At 59.9% G+C, this 19,071-nt stretch carries 15 protein-coding genes; 3 read left to right on the forward strand and 12 right to left on the reverse strand.

What is annotated here, in order from left to right:
• Window positions 1-236 precede the first annotated feature (236 nt).
• Together BM194_RS11425 and metH are read right to left on the reverse strand one after the other, a co-directional pair.
• Window positions 237-1,562, reverse strand: a complete 1,326-nt coding sequence (locus tag BM194_RS11425; protein ID WP_092846835.1) for an MATE family efflux transporter — start codon at window positions 1,560-1,562, stop codon at window positions 237-239.
• Window positions 1,563-1,665: 103 nt separating this feature from the next.
• Window positions 1,666-5,394, reverse strand: a complete 3,729-nt coding sequence (gene metH, locus BM194_RS11430) for a methionine synthase (RefSeq protein ID WP_092846837.1) — start codon at window positions 5,392-5,394, stop codon at window positions 1,666-1,668.
• A gap of 225 nt (window positions 5,395-5,619) precedes the next feature.
• Between metH and nfuA the strand changes: the two genes are divergently transcribed.
• Entirely contained in the window at window positions 5,620-6,207 is a 588-nt protein-coding gene (nfuA, locus tag BM194_RS11435; protein WP_092846839.1) for a Fe-S biogenesis protein NfuA, read from the forward strand.
• 81 nt (window positions 6,208-6,288) lie between these two features.
• Here nfuA and BM194_RS11440 read toward each other — a convergent pair whose 3' ends face one another.
• Window positions 6,289-7,254: a DNA-binding protein gene (locus BM194_RS11440; protein WP_177223395.1), complete on the reverse strand. Its 966-nt coding sequence runs from the start codon at window positions 7,252-7,254 to the stop codon at window positions 6,289-6,291.
• A 329-nt stretch (window positions 7,255-7,583) separates the two neighbouring features.
• On the opposite strand from BM194_RS11440, the gene BM194_RS11445 reads away from it, so the two are divergent.
• Window positions 7,584-8,690 (forward strand): tyrosine-type recombinase/integrase, encoded by a 1,107-nt coding sequence (locus BM194_RS11445; protein WP_244890944.1) that lies wholly within the window; start codon window positions 7,584-7,586, stop codon window positions 8,688-8,690.
• A gap of 82 nt (window positions 8,691-8,772) precedes the next feature.
• Entirely contained in the window at window positions 8,773-9,189 is a 417-nt protein-coding gene (locus BM194_RS11450; RefSeq protein ID WP_092846845.1) for a SufE family protein, read from the forward strand.
• 12 nt (window positions 9,190-9,201) lie between these two features.
• Here the strand turns inward: BM194_RS11450 and yidD are convergent, their stop codons facing one another.
• From yidD to BM194_RS11495, 9 genes are all read right to left on the reverse strand, one after another.
• On the reverse strand, window positions 9,202-9,474 hold the full coding sequence (gene yidD / locus BM194_RS11455; RefSeq protein WP_092846847.1) for a membrane protein insertion efficiency factor YidD: 273 nt from the start codon (window positions 9,472-9,474) through the stop codon (window positions 9,202-9,204).
• 3 nt (window positions 9,475-9,477) lie between these two features.
• Window positions 9,478-9,921 (reverse strand): phosphoribosyl-AMP cyclohydrolase, encoded by a 444-nt coding sequence (hisI, locus tag BM194_RS11460; protein WP_177223396.1) that lies wholly within the window; start codon window positions 9,919-9,921, stop codon window positions 9,478-9,480.
• Window positions 9,914-10,390 (reverse strand): transcriptional repressor, encoded by a 477-nt coding sequence (locus BM194_RS11465; RefSeq protein WP_092846849.1) that lies wholly within the window; start codon window positions 10,388-10,390, stop codon window positions 9,914-9,916. Before BM194_RS11465 ends, hisI begins: the two co-directional genes overlap by 8 nt.
• A 78-nt stretch (window positions 10,391-10,468) precedes the next feature.
• A complete protein-coding gene (locus BM194_RS11470) occupies window positions 10,469-11,431 on the reverse strand; it encodes an alpha-L-glutamate ligase-like protein (protein WP_092846851.1) in 963 nt (320 codons plus the stop codon).
• Between the two features lie 4 nt (window positions 11,432-11,435).
• Window positions 11,436-12,944, reverse strand: a complete 1,509-nt coding sequence (locus BM194_RS11475; protein ID WP_092846853.1) for an inactive transglutaminase family protein — start codon at window positions 12,942-12,944, stop codon at window positions 11,436-11,438.
• Between the two features lie 14 nt (window positions 12,945-12,958).
• On the reverse strand, window positions 12,959-13,816 hold the full coding sequence (locus BM194_RS11480; RefSeq protein WP_092846855.1) for an ATP-dependent zinc protease family protein: 858 nt from the start codon (window positions 13,814-13,816) through the stop codon (window positions 12,959-12,961).
• Between the two features lie 105 nt (window positions 13,817-13,921).
• On the reverse strand, window positions 13,922-16,984 hold the full coding sequence (locus BM194_RS11485; protein WP_092846857.1) for an efflux RND transporter permease subunit: 3,063 nt from the start codon (window positions 16,982-16,984) through the stop codon (window positions 13,922-13,924).
• Complete coding sequence (locus BM194_RS11490; RefSeq protein WP_092846859.1) at window positions 16,984-18,141, reverse strand: efflux RND transporter periplasmic adaptor subunit; 1,158 nt, start codon at window positions 18,139-18,141, stop codon at window positions 16,984-16,986. The genes BM194_RS11485 and BM194_RS11490 overlap by 1 nt, the downstream gene beginning before the upstream one ends.
• Before the next feature lie 453 nt (window positions 18,142-18,594).
• Window positions 18,595-18,984 carry an ectoine synthase gene (locus tag BM194_RS11495; protein WP_092846861.1) on the reverse strand — a complete coding sequence of 130 codons (390 nt, stop codon included), beginning with the start codon at window positions 18,982-18,984 and terminating at the stop codon, window positions 18,595-18,597.
• Between the last annotated feature and the right edge of the window lie 87 nt (window positions 18,985-19,071).

Below are 19,071 nucleotides of genomic sequence, written 5' to 3' on the forward strand. Positions count from 1 at the left end.
TACTCCGTTTCTTTTATTCTATGAAAGAATAAATAGGCATAGTTTTTAACATTACCGTTATTACAGCACGAGCAGCCCAGAACTGGCTTGGCACGTTCATCTGAATAGCCGGTAGGGCACGGTCTCGGGGAGTCGAGCCGGAGCAATCTTCAATGATAACGAATGACAGGAATGACAGGTAGTTCATTGATAAGCACGCGACTGCCAGGCAGAAGCGGTCGAGCGAGAGCATCACGCTAGATGCTCACCATCTGCCAGCGGCGACGTTGCCAGATGAGCACGAACCATAGCGAATTCAGGCAACGGTAACCGAGCTGGACCCACCAGACTCCGACCAGGCCATGCTCCTGTACCACCCCCACCCACCAGGCCAAGGGCAGGAAAATCAGCCACTGCGAACACAGGGTAACCGCCATGACCGTACGATTGGCGCCTGCTCCCAGCAACGCCTGGCCCAAAACGATTGCGGCGGCATCCAGCACGATCATGATGGCGGTCAGGCGCAGCGGTAACCGTCCCATGGCAATGAGATCGGCATTGTGAAGAAAGAACGCAAGTATGGCATCGGGAAACAGCACCATCGGCATGGCCAGCAGGGCCAGGCAAGCCCACGCGACATGAACCACGTCCCACCCCCAGCGATGTGCATCGTCCGGTGTCTCCCTGCCCAGGGCCTGGCCTACCAGGCTCATTGCCGCGAGTCCCAGTCCGACACCGGGAAGGATCATCAGCAACGATAGATTGACCAGCACATGGCCAACCGCCACGCTCGCGGTACCAATCATTCCAAGAATCCAGAACAGTACGGCGTAGCCTCCCGCAAACCATACCTGTTGCGTCGAATGCGGAATTGCCAGGCGCAGCGTGGCAAGCAACTCCTTGCGCGGTGGCCACGGCCGGGTAGCGCTGTCGGACTTCAGGTGAAGGCGGCTATAGCAGCCCCACAGCGCCAACCCACAGAACAGGGCGACGGCAGTGCCTGCTCCCGCCCCGGCAGCGCCCATCCGGGGCAGGCCGATGCCATAGATCAACGCGACACTGGCAACCACATTGATGACGTGCATGGCCAGAATAATGCGCAGGTATATACCGGTCTGCTGAATGCCATTCCAGAAGCCCCGGAAGCAGAAGATCATCGCGACCGGCAACAGCGCCGTCACTCGCCAGCGAAAATACTCGACGGCAACCGCCTGCACCTCGGCCTGCTGAGTGATCAGCCCCAGCAGGCGAGGCGCCTGCCACAAGCAAAGCGCTGTAAGGGGCAACGCCACGAGTAGTGCAATCAGCAAGCCTGCGTGCAGGGCAATTGCACGTTCCGCCAGGTTGTCCTCACCGTGACGGCGGGCGGTCTGGGCCTGTACGCTGGAAGACAAGCCGAACAGCAGGGCGGTCACCAGGAATATGGCATAACCGCCAATACCCACCCCCGCCAGAGCGACTTCGCCCAGCGTGCCGACCAATGCCGCATCGATCAGGTTGATCAGGCTTTGCGAGAGCATGGCGCCGATGATCGGTAGCGCCAGCTTGAGGATGATCTGACTGCGAGAGCTTTCCGGCAGCATGAATGTTCTCGAATGGTTGGCCCGCTCAAGCGGGCCAACTGACAGGAACGGCTAACGAGGGCAGGTGCCGTAACTTGCTGGACGAGCACGCATCGTGCCGAGCCTAGGCGTCCGGATCGTAGGACAGCACCGGTGACAGCCAGCGCTCAAGTTCCGTGACGCTCATTCGCTTGCGACCGGCCAGCACATCGACCTGATCACGTGTGATCTTGCCGGTCGAGAAGTACTTCGACTGCGGATGCGAGAAATACCAGCCCGAAACTGCGGCAGCAGGCCACATGGCAAAGCTGTCGGTCAGCGTCATTCCCGCGTTGTCTTCGGCCTGCAGCATCCTGAACAGGGCGGCTTTCTCGGTATGGTCGGGGCAGGCCGGATACCCCGGGGCCGGGCGGATCCCTTGATATTTCTCGGCAATCAGTTCGGTATTGTCGAGGGCTTCGTCGGGCACATAGCCCCAGTATTCCTTGCGCACCCGCTCGTGCATCCGCTCGGCGAAGGCTTCCGCCAGCCGGTCGGCCAGCGCCTTGACCATGATGGCGTTGTAGTCGTCGCCGGCTTCCTCGTAGCGCTTGGCGAGTTCATCTGCACCATGGCCGGTGGTCACCGCGAAAGCGCCGACCCAATCCGCTTTCCCACTTGCCTTGGGTGCAACGAAGTCGGCCAGGCTGTAACAGATGCCGTCACGGTTCTTGGTGGTCTGCTGTCGGATGTGGTTCAGACGCTCCATGACCGTTTCGCGGCTGTTGTCGGCATATACCTCGATGACATCGTCATCGACGCTGTTGGCCGGCCACATACCGATGACCCCACGTGCGGTAATGTGCTTCTCGTCGATCAGCTTGCGCAGCATGACCTGCGCATCGTCGAACAGGTTGCGCGCTGCCTCGCCGACCACCTCGTCCTCGAGGATCTTGGGGTACTTGCCGGCCAGTTGCCAGCTCATGAAGAAAGGCGTCCAGTCGATGCGCTCGAGGAGCTCCTCGAGATCGTAATCGTCGAATACCTTGAGGCCGGTGAAGGCGGGGGCCGGGGGCGTATAGTCGTCCCAGCCCGGGTCGAAGCGCCTCTCACGCGCCTCGGCATAGCTCAGGTCGGCGGCCTTGGGCCGGCGCCTGGCGTTGCGCTCGCGCACTTTCACGTACTCGTCGCGAATCTCGGCGGTATATGCCTCCTTGAGACCGGGTGACAGCAAGCGACCTGCCACACCGACGGCACGCGAGGCATCGGTGACATAAATCACGGGATGTTCGTACTGCGGCTCGATCTTGACGGCCGTGTGCGCCTTGGACGTGGTGGCACCGCCAATCAACAGGGGAACATCGAACCCTTGACGCTGCATCTCCTTGGCGACGTGGACCATCTCGTCCAGTGACGGCGTGATCAGCCCTGACAGGCCGATAATGTCGGCCTGCTGCTCACGGGCTGTCTGGAGAATCTTTTCCGCCGGCACCATGACGCCAAGATCGATGACCTCATAGTTGTTGCACTGCAGGACCACACCGACGATGTTCTTCCCGATATCATGAACATCACCCTTGACGGTCGCCATGACGATCTTTCCCTTGGCCTGGGAGTCTTCACTCTTCTCGGCCTCGATATAGGGAATCAGGTACGCCACGGCCTGTTTCATGACACGTGCCGATTTGACGACCTGGGGCAGGAACATCTTGCCGGCTCCGAACAGATCGCCGACCACGTTCATGCCATCCATCAGTGGCCCTTCGATGACCTCGATGGGGCGCACGGCACGTTGGCGGGCCTCTTCGGTATCTTCCTCGATATAACTGGTCACGCCTTTGACCAGGGCATGCTCGATACGCTTTTCGACCGGCCAACTGCGCCACTCGAGGTCTTCCTTCCTGGCGCCGCCACTACCGTCGCCCTTGTACCGCTCGGCCAGATCGAGCAGGCGCTCGGTGGCGTCGTCTCGCCGGTTGAGCACCACGTCCTCGACCGCGTCGCGCAATTCAGCAGGCAGGTCGTCATAGACGGCCAACTGGCCGGCGTTGACGATTCCCATGGTCAGGCCGGCCTTGATAGCGTGGTAGAGAAATACCGAGTGGATTGCCTCGCGCACCGTGTTGTTGCCACGAAAAGAGAACGACACGTTGGATACGCCACCGGAGACCATGGCATGCGGAAGATGTTCGCGGATCCAGCGGGTCGCCTCGATGAAGTCGACGGCGTAGTTGTTGTGCTCATCGATACCAGTGGCGATGGCAAAGATGTTCGGGTCGAAGATGATATCTTCGGCGGGAAAGCCGATCTCGTCGACCAGCAGACGGTAGGCGCGTTCGCAGATTTCGGTCTTGCGGGCAAAAGTGTCGGCCTGACCGGCTTCGTCGAAGGCCATCACCACCACGGCAGCACCGAAGCGACGGCAGGCCAGGGCCTGCTCGCGGAATGCCTCCTCGCCCTCCTTGAGAGAAATCGAGTTGACGACCGCCTTGCCCTGGATGCATTTCAGGCCAGCCTCGAGAATCTCCCACTTCGACGAGTCGACCATGATAGGCACGCGGGAAATGTCCGGCTCCGACGCCACGAGGTTGAGGAAGTGGACCATCGCCTCCTGGGAGTCGAGCATCCCCTCGTCCATGTTGATGTCGATCACCTGGGCGCCGTTCTCGACCTGCTCGAGAGCCACCTCCAGCGCCGTGGTGAAATCCTCTTCCTTGATCAGACGCTTGAAGCGCGCGGAACCCGTCACGTTGGTACGTTCGCCGACGTTGACGAATAACGAATCGGCCTCGATGTTGAACGGTTCCAGGCCGGACAAACGACACGCGCGCGGTCGCTCGGGCACCTGACGAGGAGCGACGCCATCGACGGCATCGCGAATCGCGGCAATGTGTTCAGGTGTGGTACCGCAGCAACCGCCAATGATGTTGAACAGCCCGCTTTGGGCAAATTCGCCAACGATCGCCGCCATTTCGTCGGGGCTTTGATCGTACTCCCCGAACTCGTTGGGCAGTCCCGCGTTGGGGTGGGCCGAAACGAAAGTGTCAGCCTTGGCCGACAACTCCTCGAGATAAGGACGCAACTCTTCGGCGCCAAGGGCGCAGTTCAGGCCGATTGACATCGGCTGGGCGTGGCGAACGGAGTTCCAGAAGGCTTCGGTGGTCTGACCGGACAGCGTTCGTCCCGAGGCATCGGTAATCGTGCCGGAGATCATCACCGGCAGACGCTGGCCACGGTCGGCAAAAAGCTCTTCCAGCGCATAGATGGCCGCCTTGGCATTCAGCGTATCGAAGATAGTTTCGATCAGAATGACGTCGGCGCCACCCTCGATCAGTGCATCGGCCGCTTCATAGTAATTTTCGCGCAGTGCATCGAAGGTAACGTTGCGCTTGGCCGGGTCGTTGACATCGGGTGAGAGGGAGGCCGTGCGGCTGGTCGGGCCTAGCACGCCGGCAACGTAGCGGGGCACGCCGGTCTCTTCGGCGACGTTGTCGCATACTTGCCGTGCCAGACGCGCCGATTCCCGGTTGAGTTCGACGACCAGGCTTTCCATGCCGTAATCGGCCTGTGACAGGCGCGTACTGTTGAAGGTGTTGGTCTCGATGATGTCCGCACCGGCAAGCAGATAATCGCGATGAATCCGGCGCACCAGGTCCGGCTGGGTCAGTGCCAGCAGGTCATTGTTGCCCTGAAGCTGCGAGGGCCAGTCGCTGAAACGCTCGCCACGGAATTCCTCTTCGCTCAGCCTGGCATTCTGAAGCATGGTTCCCATGCCGCCATCGAGAATTATGATCCGGCGGGCGAGCGACTCCTTGAGAGTGGCGGGCAGGGGAATGCGCTTCAGCGAAGCGGGAAGTTGCGTGTCAACAGCCATGGTCAGCGATCATCTCCAGCGACTAGTCGGTTTGGCTCAGGCACATTTCCGAGGCATCGGAACGGCTTCCGGGGCCCTGCGGGGGCCAGCCTGTTTGCGGGTAATGCTACCAGAAAAGCGCCTGGAACGGGGCAGCCCCAAGAAAGACCGAGTATTTAGGTCAGGATTGAGTTGTCGAGGGTTTTTTCTTACCATATCTCCAAACGTTCCTGACGAGCCGAGTTCATGAGCCAGACTATCCAGATCACCGACAGTGCCCAGGATTACCTCGCGGAGCTGCTGGCCAAGCAGAATGTCGAGGGTATCGCCGTACGCATCTTCATCACCCAGCCAGGCACGCCATATGCGGAAACCTGCCTGGCCTACTGCCGCCCGGGTGAGGAAGAACCCAGCGACGAGAAGCTGCAGCTGGAAAAGATCAACGTCTTTCTCGACAAGCACAGCCTGCCGTTTCTCGACGAGGCGGTCGTCGATTTCAATGCCGACCGCATGGGCGGGCAGCTCACCATCAAGGCACCCAATGCCAAGATGCCCAAGGTCAATGCCGACAGCCCGCTGGAAGATCGCGTCAATTACGTGCTGTACAGCGAGATCAACCCCGGCCTGGCAGCGCATGGTGGCGAGATCAAGCTTATCCAGGTTGCAGAAGAGAATATTGCTGTGCTGGCATTCGGCGGGGGCTGCCAAGGCTGTGCCGCCGTCGACCTGACGCTCAAGGAAGGTGTCGAGAAAACCTTGCTCGAGCGAATTCCCGAGCTCAAGGGTATTCGCGACGTGACCGACCACACCGATACAACTAACGCCTACTACTAAGTACCGCCTCATTTTGCCGAGAACGACGTGGGCCGCCCTTGGGCGGCCCACGTCGTAGAGACAACAGCTCGCGGCAAGAGCTCAACAGACGAATGGAGGCAACGGGGCCTTGGCCAGCCGAGCCTCGGTATCGCGCAATCGCTCGCGAACCTGAGCTAACGTATCGTCCTTTTCCGTGACGACTTCTTCCAAGCGCTCGCGCCTGAGCGTTTCCTCGCGCAACGTGTCCTTGGCCTGCTGCAGTTTCCACTCCGTCTCGCGATGCGAAGCCTGGGCCTCACTGAGCTCACGCCGTGCCTGCTGAAGGCGATGATCGACTTCGCCGACGCGCTTCTCCATGATCTCGAGGCGCTGGTTAAGCTGCTTTTCCGCTGCCTGGCGCTCTTGCCGCGCGTTATCGAGCAATGTCATGAGCCTGGCCTCGGCCGCTTCGTGGCGTTGCTCCTCCTGGCTCAACTGGGCACGAAACTCCTCATTCTTGCGCGATAGGGCAGCCTGATATTCAACCCCTTGGCGTTCATTCTCCGCCTGCAGGCGCTGCAACTGCTCCTCGCTCTGCTTGATCTGACGTTCATGCTGGGACTCACGCTGCGATGCACTTTCGCACTGGGCTTCCAGTCGGGCGATCCTCGCACTGTAATCCTCTAGGCGCTCCTGGGCCTGACGCAGCTGTTCACCAAGCACCGTTTCACGCTGTCGTGCGTCCTCGGCATCCCTGCGCGCCTGCTCGGATCGCGATTCGGCATCCTCAACGCGTTTGTCGGCTTCCTGCCGGTAATGCGCCAACCCTTCGGCAGCACTTTCCTGGGCTTGTTGCCAGAGCGCTTGAACCAGGGTTTCTACCGACTCGGGAATCGCCTGCAGGGGCGGCTGGTCACGATTCTCCTCACGCTGCAGACGCCATTCTCGAAAGTGCTCGTTGATCGTCGTGAAGCTACCCGTCCCAAGCACTTCCCGGATTTTCTGTACGCTGGGTGCCTCGCCTTGCTGGAGCAACCTGTCGATTGCTCGTCTTACGTCGTCGTATTGCACGCCGCTGCGCGCCATGTGGTTCTCCTCGGGACGGTTCCCGCCGCTATCAGCCTTAAATGCCGCCATTTTCGGCGATTACTGGAGCTTAGCCTAGCTTTGGCATAAATAGAATAATGCTTTTTACGTATTACAGTTTTACGTTACGATAACTAGGTAAATATTCATGATTACGCGGCTTATCTTGAATATAAGCCTGTTACGCTCGACAATGAGCCCAGCCATTTAACGAGTCGGAAAGAAGCGGGATGAATCACCCACCAGACGCCAGCCCCCCGAACTTGGCGCTCTTTGAGCGAGAAGCGGCAGAAGAAGGGAAGGGCAGGCTGGCGTCGGCACGGCCACCCATGGCTCGGATACCGGCAACCAGCGATATCGAGGCTATTGGACAGTGGCTGACCGAATACGCCGCCAGCCCACAAACGGTACGTGCCTATCGCAAGGAGGCAGAGCGCCTGATGCTGTGGCTGGGCGACAACGGGCTCGCTTTGCATGAGGTCGATCGCCGTAGACTGGAAGCGTATGAAGCCTTTCTCGCCGACCCGTGCCCTGCAGAGCGCTGGATTGGTCCGCCCAAGCCGCGCTCTCATCCCCAATGGCGTCCTTTCCGGGGCCCGCTGTCCGCTGCCAGCCGGCGGCAGAGCCTGGTCATCCTTCAAGGCCTCTTTGCCTGGCTGAGCGAAGCAGGCTGGGTGAGTCACAATCCCTTTCGCCTGATGCGCGACAAGCGGCGGCGCATGGACAACCGCCAGACACATATCGAGCGCTACCTGGAACGGCCGATGTGGGACTGGCTCTGGCAGTGGCTCAATCGCCCTCTAGATGAAACGTGCAGCGAGCGGCAGCGACTAGCCTGGCACCGGCGACGCTTCGTGTTCGGCTTCGGTTATCTGCTGGCACCCCGTATCGCCGAAATGTCCCAAGCACGCATGAACGACTTTACGTATCGGGAAGGTCGATGGTGGTGGAATGTCATTGGCAAGGGCAGCAAGCAAGCCAGAATCCCCGTCCCGCCGGACATGCTTACGCTGCTCGAGGAGTGGCGGCAGGCACGGCAACTGAGCGCATTACCGGACCTGGATGATGAGCGCCCCTTGCTCTGCCGATTGAACGGCAGGACGGGCGTGACGGACAACCAATTGTATCGCCTGATCAAGGAAGCCTTTCGAGAGGCTTCGAGCGCTCTGGCCCATCAAGAAACCGGGCAAGGGGGCCCTGGGACCTCTGCCATGGCACGCCAACTGGCCAAGGCGTCCCCGCATTGGCTACGCCATACCGCCATCACCCACCAGGCTCAGGCTGGGGTCGAGTTACGCTACCTGGCCATGACTGCCCGTCACGAACGGCTGGATACCACAGCGCGCTATCTACATGCCGAAGCCGAAGAGTGGCAGCGCCAGGTGGCCGCGCACCGCCTCGAGATTCCAGCAGGGGGCGGACGCCGGCAAGAGTGAACCGTTATACTGAGGGAAACCCAAAGCTCGTCCGAGTTGCAGATGCTTGAAAGTGGCACTCGGCCAACCGCAAGGAGATTTCATGAGCGCACAAGACGCCCAGGCCGAGCTGATCGAGGAGTTCAGCCTTTTCGATAACTGGATGGACCGTTATCAGTACATCATCGACATGGGCAAGCAACTGCCGGCATTCCCCGAGGAACTGAAAACGCCGGAGACCAAGATTCAGGGCTGCCAGTCGAATGTATGGATGCACCATGAACGCCAGGGCGATAACGTGCATTTCCAGGCCACTTCCGACGCTGCCATCGTGTCGGGCCTGATTGCCGTACTGATGCGGATCTACAACGATCGAAGCCCCGAAGAAATCGTCGATACGCCACCAAGCTTTCTGGAAGAGCTGGGCCTGGACAAGCACCTATCACCGACACGCTCCAATGGCCTGCATGCCATGTTGCAGCGGATCTATAGCGTCGCCGAACAGGAAACCGCGGAGTAGCGATGGGGCAGGTCAGTGCGGACGATGCCGATCGCCCGCACTGTCGGCATGACAGCAGTATGGCGGCACAGGGTCGACACCGCCCGGATGCCAGGGATGGCACTTGAGGATACGTTTCAATGCCAGCCAGCCACCACGAGCCGGGCCATGCTCACGTACTGCCTCGACGGCATAATGGGAACAGCTAGGCCAGAAGCGGCAACGGGGTCCCAGCAGGGGGCTGAGACCATACTGGTACAAGCGGACCAGGCCGATGAAAAGGGCGCTGACGATACGCTTAAACATCACTCACCGCTTGCCGGAGTACAGTTCCGACGGAGAAATCATGGGTTCGCTGTCAACCGTGGCCTGCTCGGCATCCAGCGCGACATAAAAACAACTGCGCCGCCCCGTGTGACATGCCGGACCGGTCTGATCGACGCTCAATAACAGCGTGTCGCCATCACAGTCCAGGCGCGCCTGTTTCAAGTGCTGCTCCTGGCCGGAGGATTCGCCCTTGCGCCACAGCTTACCTCGTGATCGCGACCAGTAGCATACACGCCCGGTATCCAGTGTCTCCTGCAACGATGCACGGTTCATCCATGCCATCATCAGGACTTCACCGGTGTCATGCTGTTGAGCGATGGCAGGAATCAGGCCGCCTTCGTTCCAGCGTATGGAATCGAAAATTTCCATCAGCGGACGGCGCGTGCCGGACGAGGCATTTTCCAGGGACTTGAACAGTTCACTCATGCTGGCTCTCGGTGAGGGAGGGTTCTCGGACGCGACCGCGGCAGGTATCGCAGCTACCCAACAACTCGATGGTCTGGCGGTCGACCCGGAAGCCCAGGGCCTGGGCTCGCTGGCTGAGTTGCGTGTTGACGTCGTCAAGGTGGAGTTCCTCGACCCGGCCACAATGACGACAGATGAGCAACTGGAAACCGTGCGTATGCTCAGGGCAGGGACAGGCCACATAGGCATTGAGAGACTCGATGCGATGCACCAGGCCCTGCTCGATCAGGAAGTCGAGCGCGCGATAGACCGTTGGTGGTCTGGCCGAGGCATGTTCACTGGTCAAGTGATCGAGCAACTCGTAGGCCTTGAGCCCTCCGGGTGAGGATGCGATCAGCTCCAGGACCCGGCGGCGTATCGGGGTAAACCGCACACCACGTTGCTGGCATTGGCGCTCGGCCTGCTGTATCAGAAGTCGGATATCCGGCATTCGGTTCGATCGCTTGGCGAAAAGGGCATTTTACGCGCCTAGCCGCCTGACGGCCAGGAAGGCACTTCGAGGCAGGACCTAGGACACCGCCTGCAGCTCGCCGCGCCGGGCGAAATGATGCCTGGCGAATGCAACACGCGCCTCCACATTGGCGCCATCGGGCTGTTTCTCGATGAGGTCGAGGCGTGGCCGAAGCCCTTCGCCGTTGGTCATCTGGATCGCCAGCCCCGGTCGCGCATTCAACTCCAGCAGCATGGGTCCATGGTTCCGGTCAAGCACCATGTCAGTGCCCAGATAGCCCAGTCCGGTCATTTCGTAGCAACTGGCAGCCAACTTGAGCAGCACTTCCCAGTCTGGGATACGCAGACTGGCAAGCTCGTGCCCGGTGTCCGGATGATCCATGCGCGGTCGGTCGAACTGAACCCCACGCAACGCCGTACCGGTAGCGATGTCGAGCCCCACGCCAACCGCTCCCTGATGGAGGTTGGCCTTGCCATCCGAGGCGGCTGTGGACAGGCGCATCATGGCCATTACCGGGTATCCCTTGAACACGATGACCCGAATATCCGGCACGCCTTCATAGGTATACTCGGCAAGGAATTCGTCAAAGGAAATCAATGTCTCCACCAGAGCGATATCCGTGGCCCCGCCCAGCGAATAAAGCCCCGACAGGATATTCGATACGTGACGCTCAAGGTCCTCACGCTGCAGCCGGTGGCCGCTGGGCTTGACGTACCCCTCGGCATCCTGGTGCTCGATGACCAGAATGCCCTTGCCGCCACTGCCCTTGGCCGGCTTGATGGCGAACCCGCCATGGCCAGTAACCATGTCCGCTATATGCTTGACGTCGAACTGGGTCGTCACGGTGCCGATAAGGTCCGGCGTCGTGATGCCGAAGCGCTTGGCCAACAGCTTGGTTTTCAGCTTGTCATCGACCAGCGGAAACAGGTGACGACTGTTGTAGCGGCTGATGTAGCGGATGTTCCGCCGGTTCATGCCGATAATGCCCTTGGCTTTGAGTCGACCGGGACTGGCCCACATGATCTCAATCCTCCGTAATCGGCTTGAAACGACGCAACTCGAGCAGACGATAGCCCGTGTAGTTGCCCAGCAGCAGGATGAAGGCCATCAGGATCAACTGAATGCCCAGGAAGTTGAACGTGACATGGCGTATCCAGGGGTTGTTCATCGCCAGATAGGCCAGGACCGCCGTCAACAGGCTGCCGCCGCCCTGGATCAGCACTTCCTTGGGACCTTCCTCTTCCCACAGGATCGACATGCGCTCAATGGTCCAGCTGAGAATGATCATCGGGAAGAAGGTAATGGTCAGGCCGGCATTGAGGCCCATCCGATAAGCCACGACGGAAAACAGCGAAATGATCGCGATAACCGTGATTATCACTGCCGACACGCGCGCCACCAGCAGCAGATTGAGGTGCGACAGGTAGCTGCGTATCACCAGGCCAACCGCGACCACCAGCAGGAATCCGACCAGACCGGTAAACAGCGAGGTCTGAATGAAGGCCAGGGCGATCAAGACTGGCATGAACGTGCCTGATGTCTTGATCCCGACCAGCACACGCAGCAGCACGACGACCAGGGCGCCGATGGGAATCAGCAAGATGGTCTTGAACAGGGACTGCTCTTCGAGAGGCAGGCTGTGGATCGAGAAGTTGAGCAGCGTATTGTTCATCAACTGATTGCGCACGGCCACGGCCGCCGGCTCATTGTGCTTGAGCATCGAGAAGCTGACCCGCGAGTTGGTGCCGCCCTGAACCTCGAGCACGGGCTGTCCGCTGGCCTCCCACAGCAACAGGTTATCGGGCCGACCCTGCTCGCCGGTGGCCGGATTAAGGATTACCCAGTCGCCTTCGTCGTCGAAGACCTGTAGCCAGGAAGACAATGCCTGGCGGCGGCGACCGTCCTCGAGCATCAGCCCATCGACCTCACGCGCGGCGATACCGGCCTGATTGAGCAGGCGCACGAGCAGGGAAGAGCGGTCGAAGCGATTCAACAGCAGGCGAGCATTTTCATCCTGGCGATCACCACTGAGATCCTGGATCAGCTCACGGGCGAAGGTGAAAGCGTCCGCCGACTGCTGATGCGCCCGGCCGATGAGGCCCTCGGCGGCAGTGTCGAAAGGGCGTTCCCAAGTGATGTCCTGCGGTATGGAGGGCGGCTGGACGGTCGGTGATTCGGCATCGGGAGCAACCAGCAACTGTACGGAATAGTAGAGCTGCTGGTTTCCGGTCGCTTCGCGAATGGCCCACTGTGCTCGTCGACCGCTGTCATCATCCAGGAAGGACAAGCCATAACCGGAAGAGGCGGTATTTTCGGTCAGAACACGAAAATTCTCCTGATGCGAGGGAAGGGCCAGGTTGACCTTGACCGGCTCGCCATTGGCAAAGAAATTCACCTGCGCTTCGACTTCCCAGACTTCGCGCTGCTCACCCGGTGTCCAGGGCACGTCGAACTCGACGTGGCGATATACGGTCATGACGATACCGGTCAGCATCAGAACGCCGACCAGCAGGTAGAAGGGGATACGTGACATGAATCGAAAGGTCCTTACTCGTCTTCGTCGTCGTCGATACGGTCGCCAGCTTCATCCTCGGCCGCCATCTCGGCGGGCTCACCCCCGGGATATTCCGGACGCTCGTGGAGATAGGACTGGGCCACGTCGATCAGTGCGATATCCATCATGAATCGCCGACCGAGAAGGACGGGATAATCCAGGTGGGTACGGTCATTGAGCGTGAATTCGACGTTCTGCTTGATCGGTCCCAGTTCCATCAGCAAGCTGATGACCGGCCGGCTCTCCTCACCGGAGGCCTGGATGATTCGGACGCGCCGCACGACCTCGGCTTCAACCCACTTGTCGCGTGCGCCATCGATAGCCACGGCATCTTCATCGAGTGCCAGCTTGAAGCGCACCCAGTCTTCGCCTTCACGTTCGAACTCGGTAATCTCGCGGGCCGACAGGGATGCCGTGTTGGCGCCGGAGTCGATGCGTGCCTTGAGGTAGGTACCGATATTGGGAAACCCGACCCACTCGGTTCGCCCCAGCAACGTCTTGTTCTCCAGAGCATCGATATCGCTGCTGGGGCATTCAGGCATCACGACGTTGGAATCGCTTTGGAGCGTCTCGACATCGGCACGCAACGCCCTGACCAGACTGCCAATCTCACGGACATCGGCACCGACCCGCTCGAGCCGATCCTGCTGTCCCTGCCGGCTGGCCTCCTGGACCTGGCAAGCGTTGGCCAAGGTCGATTCGAGGTCTCCGATTCGATCATCGAAACTTGCTCTGGTCAGTAAATGATCCAGCCGGTCTTTTTCGTCGGATTGAGGCTGTAGGGCACAGCCACCCAAGAGCAACAGACCGGCAGAGGCAGCCAGCAGCTCGCGTCGAATCGGCATGATCATTAATCCTTTGTAACAGCCATAGGTCCCACAACAGCGCGATAGTAAAGGAATCGGTAGTGCACGGTCCATGCGGACGCGACGAATCGCGCCCGCACTTAGACAGGATCAGGCGGAAGAGTTCACCGCAGCGGCATCCCGGACGGCATTGTGATCGCGCGCCAGCAGGATGTAGAACGCGGGCAGGACGAACAAGGTCAGCAGCGTGCCGATACCCAGGCCGGCGGCGATCGTCAGCCCGATATCAAAGCGGCTGACTGCCCCTGCACCAGTGGCAAACAGCAGCGGGACCATGGCCACGATCAGCGCCACCGAGGTCATGATGATCGGACGCAGGCGGATAGCGGCCGCCTCGATCACGGCATCGCGCTTGTTGAGGCCACGATCGTGCTGCAGCAGGTTGGCAAACTCGACGATCAGGATACCGTTCTTGGCAACCACACCGATCAGGGTGATCAACCCGACCTGGGTATAGATGTTCACCGTAGAGATGCCAAGCGTGATGAACACCATGGCCCCCGCTACCGACATGGGCACCGATACCAGGATGATGATTGGGTCGCGCCAGCTTTCGAACTGGGCAGCCAATACCAGATAGATGACGATCAGCGACAGGAAGAATGTCAGTACCAAGGCACTGCCTTGCTCCATGAGCTGACGGGACGATCCCTGGTAGTCGACGGAGTAGCTGGCCGGCAGGGTGTCGGCAGCCGCCTGGTTGAGCCAGGTAAGTGCATCGCCGAGCGCCACCCCCGGGCGCGGCACCCCTTCGAGAATCAGTGCATTGAGCTGCTGGAACTGGGTCCGCTTGGAAGGCTCGACGCTGCGCTCGAAGCTGACCAGGCTGCTTAGTGGTACCTGTTCGCCGGAATCGGCCTCGATGTAATAGTTGTCGATCATCGAGGCATCGAGGCGGTACTGCTGGTCGACCTGAGGTATCACCTTGTAACTGCGCCCATCCATGCTGAAGCGGTTGACGAAGCCTTCACCGAGCATGGTCGACAGCGCCTGACCCACATCGGCCATGGTCAACCCCAGATCGGCGACGCGATCACGATCGACTCGAATGTCGGTGACTGGCCGATCCAGGTCGATGGACTTGCGCAGAAACGCGAAGTTGCCACTGGCCATGGCCTTGCCTAACAATTCGTCTGCAGCGGCATTCAGTTCCTCGAAACTGTTGCCGGTGGTCAACACGAACTGGACGGGCAGGCCGCCACTGGAACCGGGCAGGGAAGGGCGCGGGAAGGCGGCGGTCTGCAGCCCCGTCACCTGGGAAAGCGCTGCCTGTACATTGGGCAGGACGGTCATCTGGGAAATGTCCCGCTCGCTCCAGGGCAGCATCTTGAACCCACCGAATACGGTATCGGCGCTCATGCCGCCCAAGATCATGAAGGTCTCATTGTAGCCTTCGACCTGCTCGACATTACTCTGGATAGCGTTGGAGTAGCGCTTGAGATAATCGAGCGTGGCGGTCTGCGGAGCCGTGCCCTGGAAGAAGATGATGCCTTGGTCTTCCGTCGGCGCCAGTTCGTTCTGGCTGGTCACGAACATGAAGTAGATCGACGCCAGCACGACAACCGCAAACACCACCGGTACGGAGACCGTCTGCACGACACCCGACAGGGCCGAGCGGTAGCCATTGGCAAGACGGTTGAAGCTGTTCTCCACCAGGCGCTCGAAGCGTGAAGCATTGCCATGGGGTTTCAACACCTTGCCCGACAGCATGGGCGAGAGTGTCAGGGCAATGATGCCCGACACGACCACGGCCCCGGCCAGGGTAAAGGCGAATTCGGTGAACAAGGAGCCGACCAGGCCACCCATGAAGCCAATCGGCGCATAGACGGCGACCAGCGTCGTGGTCATGGCGATGATTGGCGTTGCCATCTCACGGGCACCGTTGAGCGCTGCCTCGAAGCGGCTTTCGCCTTCCTCGATGTGCCGGTGAACGTTTTCGACAATGATGATGGCATCGTCGACCACAAGACCGATGGCGAGCACCATGGACAAGAGCGTCAACAGGTTCAGCGAGAACCCCAGCATGAGCATGACGAAGGCACCGCCGATCAGTGACAGCGGCACGGCAACGGCCGGCACCAGGGCAGCGCGAAACGACCCAAGGGTCAGGAAGATGACGACCAGCACGATGATCAGGGCTTCGAGCAGCGTCTTAATGACCTCGTTGATGGAATCCTCGATGAATTCGGAGGCATCGTAAGGCAAGACGACGTTCAGGCCGGCCGGCAACTGGTTGCGGATTTCCGGCAATGTCTCACGCACGGCGCGAGCCACGTCCAGGGGATTGGCCCCGGGAGCCTGCTCGATCGCCATGAAGCTGGCCGGGGTACCCTTGTACCAGGCAGTGCTGTCGTAGCTTTCCGCGCCCAGGTCGGTTCGGGCGATGTCACGCAGCCGAACCAAGTTGCCATCGTCATTACGGACCACCATGTCGGCGAACTGCTCGGGATCGCTGACGTCGGTATTGGTGGTCAGGTTGATGGCCACGTATTCACTACGCGTCTTGCCGACACCGGCCTGGTAATTGTTGTTCTGCAGGACAGCGACGACGTCCTGCGGCGTGACGTTGAGTGCTGCCATGCGCTGAGGGTCTAGCCAGACCCGCATGGCGAAACTCTGGCCATAGATACGCGCCTTGGCCACCCCCGGCAGGGCCTGCAGCTTGGGCTGGACGACACGTGTCAGGTAATCGGTGATCTGGGGGACCGGCATCTGCTCGGAATAGAAGGCCAGATACATCAAGGCGGTCGAATCGCCAGTACTCGACTCGATCACAGGGCTTTCTGCGGCTTCGGGCAGCACGCTACGCTGGCTCGCCACCTTGGCCTGGATTTCGGCGAGCGCAGCATTGGCATCGTAGTTGAGCTCCATGTGGACTTCGATGGTCGACGAGCCCTGAATGCTTTCCGAAGTAATGAAATCGATGCCGTTGGCCTCGGCAATCGCCTGCTGCAGCGGAGTCGTGACAAACCCTTGGACCAGCTCCGAGCTGGCCCCGGGGTAGGCAGTGCTTACGGTAATGACGGTACTTTCGAGCTGAGGATACTGGCGGATCTCCATATCCATGGCCGAGCGCAGGCCCATGAGCAAAATCAATAGGCTGACGACCGTCGCCAGTACCGGGCGGCGCACGAAAATATCGGTGAATTTCATCAGCCTGCTGCCTCCTCGCCAGGAGTCGTCGCGCTGTCATCGTCAGCCCGCTCTTGAGAATCGTCACTGGTCGTCTCGCCATCACCGTTCGCAAGTGACACCGGCTGGCCGTCGCGCAGGCGCAACTGACCAACGGCCACGACACGATCGCCAGCCTGCAACCCCTCGACGATTTCGACCTGATCGCCGCGAGTCCGGCCGGTCGTCACCTGGGTTCGCTTGGCAGTCAGCTGATCCTGATCATTCGGGGTGACCAGAAACACATAATCGCCATACGTGTTGAAGGCCAGGGCAGTGCGGGGCAGGGTAAGCACGCGCTCAGCCTCGGACGCCAGCGTGCGGACGTCGGCAAACATGCCGGGGCGCAGTTTCTGGTCAGGATTGACCAACTTGGCCCGGACATCCAGCGTTCGACTGCTCTCGTCGACGGCCGGTGCAACGGCCTCGATCTCGCCGGCAAACACTTCCTCAGGAAACGCGGCAACCCGGACTTCGACGTTGCGGCCCGCCTGGACGCTGCCTAGCTGCTTCTCGGGAACGCTGTAATCGACGTAGATTGGATCGAGCATATTGAGGTCGACGATAGGTGTCCCGACGGCGATATATTCCCCGAAATCGACCTGCCGCAGCCCAACGACACCATCGAACGGAGCACGAATCGTTTTCTTGTCGAGCTGGGCACGCTGCTGAGCGACATCGGCGCGTGCTGCCTGGTAGTTGGCACGGGCCTCGTCATACTGGGATTGGGAAATGGCGTTGCGCGGCAACAGATCCGAGTAGCGACGGAACGTCTCGTTGGTCAGCCTGGCTTGTGCCTCGAGAGCCGCGAGCGCGGCCTGATCGACGCTATCGTCAAGCCTGACGAGAATGTCCCCCTTGCTGACACGCTGACCGGATTCGAAGTCGATCTCGCTGACGACACCGGCCACTTCGTTGGAAACCGCCACGCCGTTGATGGCACGCATTGAGCCAACCGATTTCAGCTCAGCCCGCCAGCTGTCCGTCGTGAGTTGCACCGTCTCGACCGGCACAGGGGGCTGCGGCTGTGACTGTTGCGCCGCCATTTCCTGCATCTTGAGGTATTTCCAGCCAAAGATGCCGCCCAGCACCAGAGCTAGCAGGATCAGTATCACGATCAAGCGGACAACAATTTTCATGCCTGAAGACCCCAGCAGAGTGTTCGTTATGGTCCCGACGGAAGAAAATCCTGGGGAGAAGATTAGATAAGCTGCTTATGATGCGGGTAACGCTCGCGAATGACCAGAGCCGGACACAACAAAGCGAAACATGGACTTCATTTAACATAATATATATTATGCGAAGCCATGGATAAGGCATCACAGTGGGCCTGGAACCCAGATGATTTCAGCATGCATTAATGCAGATCGGGACTAGCGGGAACGGTTTCTGGCTCAAGAAATGGATTACACGTGCATCGACCACTCGTACGTGCTCAAGGCCCGTTACTCTATAGCGAATGCTGCTGCATCAGTGCCTGCGCCCCGACAACGTACTGGTCAATGCCCACAGCACCGACGAAAACACCCGCCAGAATTACCGACGGGTGCAAGCACGATAATGTAGCTATGAAACGGGCGTCTGGCTCGCTATCACTCGGCCGGCGCGTAGGACCCATCCGGACGATGGTCTTCCTTGCCCGTCAAGGCCGGAGTGAAGACACAGGCAAGTACCATGGTCTTGGAGGCACGGAGCAAATGCTCGTCGTGCTGGTCGAGAATATAGATATCGCCCGGCTTGATTGGCCAGATCTTGCCATCGGCCAGTGTCTCGACCTCACCCTCGCCCTCGATGCAGTACACCGACTCGAAGTGATGCTTGTAGTGGATATGCGTCTCGGTACCTTCGAAGATACGCGTGATGTGGAAGGAGTAACCGCCGCCATCGTCGGCCAGCAACAGGCGTGTGCTATCCCAGGTGCCCTTGGTCGCCGTGACCATGCGATCTGTCTTGCGTGCTTCCTCGAGATTACGAACGATCATGTTGATTTCCTTGACTAGCGTGACACGTGTCTGCACCAAATAGCCGGCCCCTCGTGGACCGGCTTGTCTACTTAAGCGTAGCTGATG

The organism is Modicisalibacter xianhensis, from assembly GCF_900113605.1.
Lineage (GTDB): Bacteria > Pseudomonadota > Gammaproteobacteria > Pseudomonadales > Halomonadaceae > Modicisalibacter > Modicisalibacter xianhensis.

Coding starts and splice junctions, on each gene's coding strand:
- BM194_RS11425 (WP_092846835.1), bottom strand. CDS start 1,562: ATGCTGCCGGAAAGCTCTCGCAGTCAGATCATCCTCAAGCTGGCGCTA.
- metH (WP_092846837.1), bottom strand. CDS start 5,394: ATGGCTGTTGACACGCAACTTCCCGCTTCGCTGAAGCGCATTCCCCTG.
- nfuA (WP_092846839.1), top strand. CDS start 5,620: ATGAGCCAGACTATCCAGATCACCGACAGTGCCCAGGATTACCTCGCG.
- BM194_RS11440 (WP_177223395.1), bottom strand. CDS start 7,254: ATGGCGCGCAGCGGCGTGCAATACGACGACGTAAGACGAGCAATCGAC.
- BM194_RS11445 (WP_244890944.1), top strand. CDS start 7,584: ATGGCTCGGATACCGGCAACCAGCGATATCGAGGCTATTGGACAGTGG.
- BM194_RS11450 (WP_092846845.1), top strand. CDS start 8,773: ATGAGCGCACAAGACGCCCAGGCCGAGCTGATCGAGGAGTTCAGCCTT.
- yidD (WP_092846847.1), bottom strand. CDS start 9,474: ATGTTTAAGCGTATCGTCAGCGCCCTTTTCATCGGCCTGGTCCGCTTG.
- hisI (WP_177223396.1), bottom strand. CDS start 9,921: ATGAGTGAACTGTTCAAGTCCCTGGAAAATGCCTCGTCCGGCACGCGC.
- BM194_RS11465 (WP_092846849.1), bottom strand. CDS start 10,390: ATGCCGGATATCCGACTTCTGATACAGCAGGCCGAGCGCCAATGCCAG.
- BM194_RS11470 (WP_092846851.1), bottom strand. CDS start 11,431: ATGTGGGCCAGTCCCGGTCGACTCAAAGCCAAGGGCATTATCGGCATG.
- BM194_RS11475 (WP_092846853.1), bottom strand. CDS start 12,944: ATGTCACGTATCCCCTTCTACCTGCTGGTCGGCGTTCTGATGCTGACC.
- BM194_RS11480 (WP_092846855.1), bottom strand. CDS start 13,816: ATGATCATGCCGATTCGACGCGAGCTGCTGGCTGCCTCTGCCGGTCTG.
- BM194_RS11485 (WP_092846857.1), bottom strand. CDS start 16,984: ATGAAATTCACCGATATTTTCGTGCGCCGCCCGGTACTGGCGACGGTC.
- BM194_RS11490 (WP_092846859.1), bottom strand. CDS start 18,141: ATGAAAATTGTTGTCCGCTTGATCGTGATACTGATCCTGCTAGCTCTG.
- BM194_RS11495 (WP_092846861.1), bottom strand. CDS start 18,984: ATGATCGTTCGTAATCTCGAGGAAGCACGCAAGACAGATCGCATGGTC.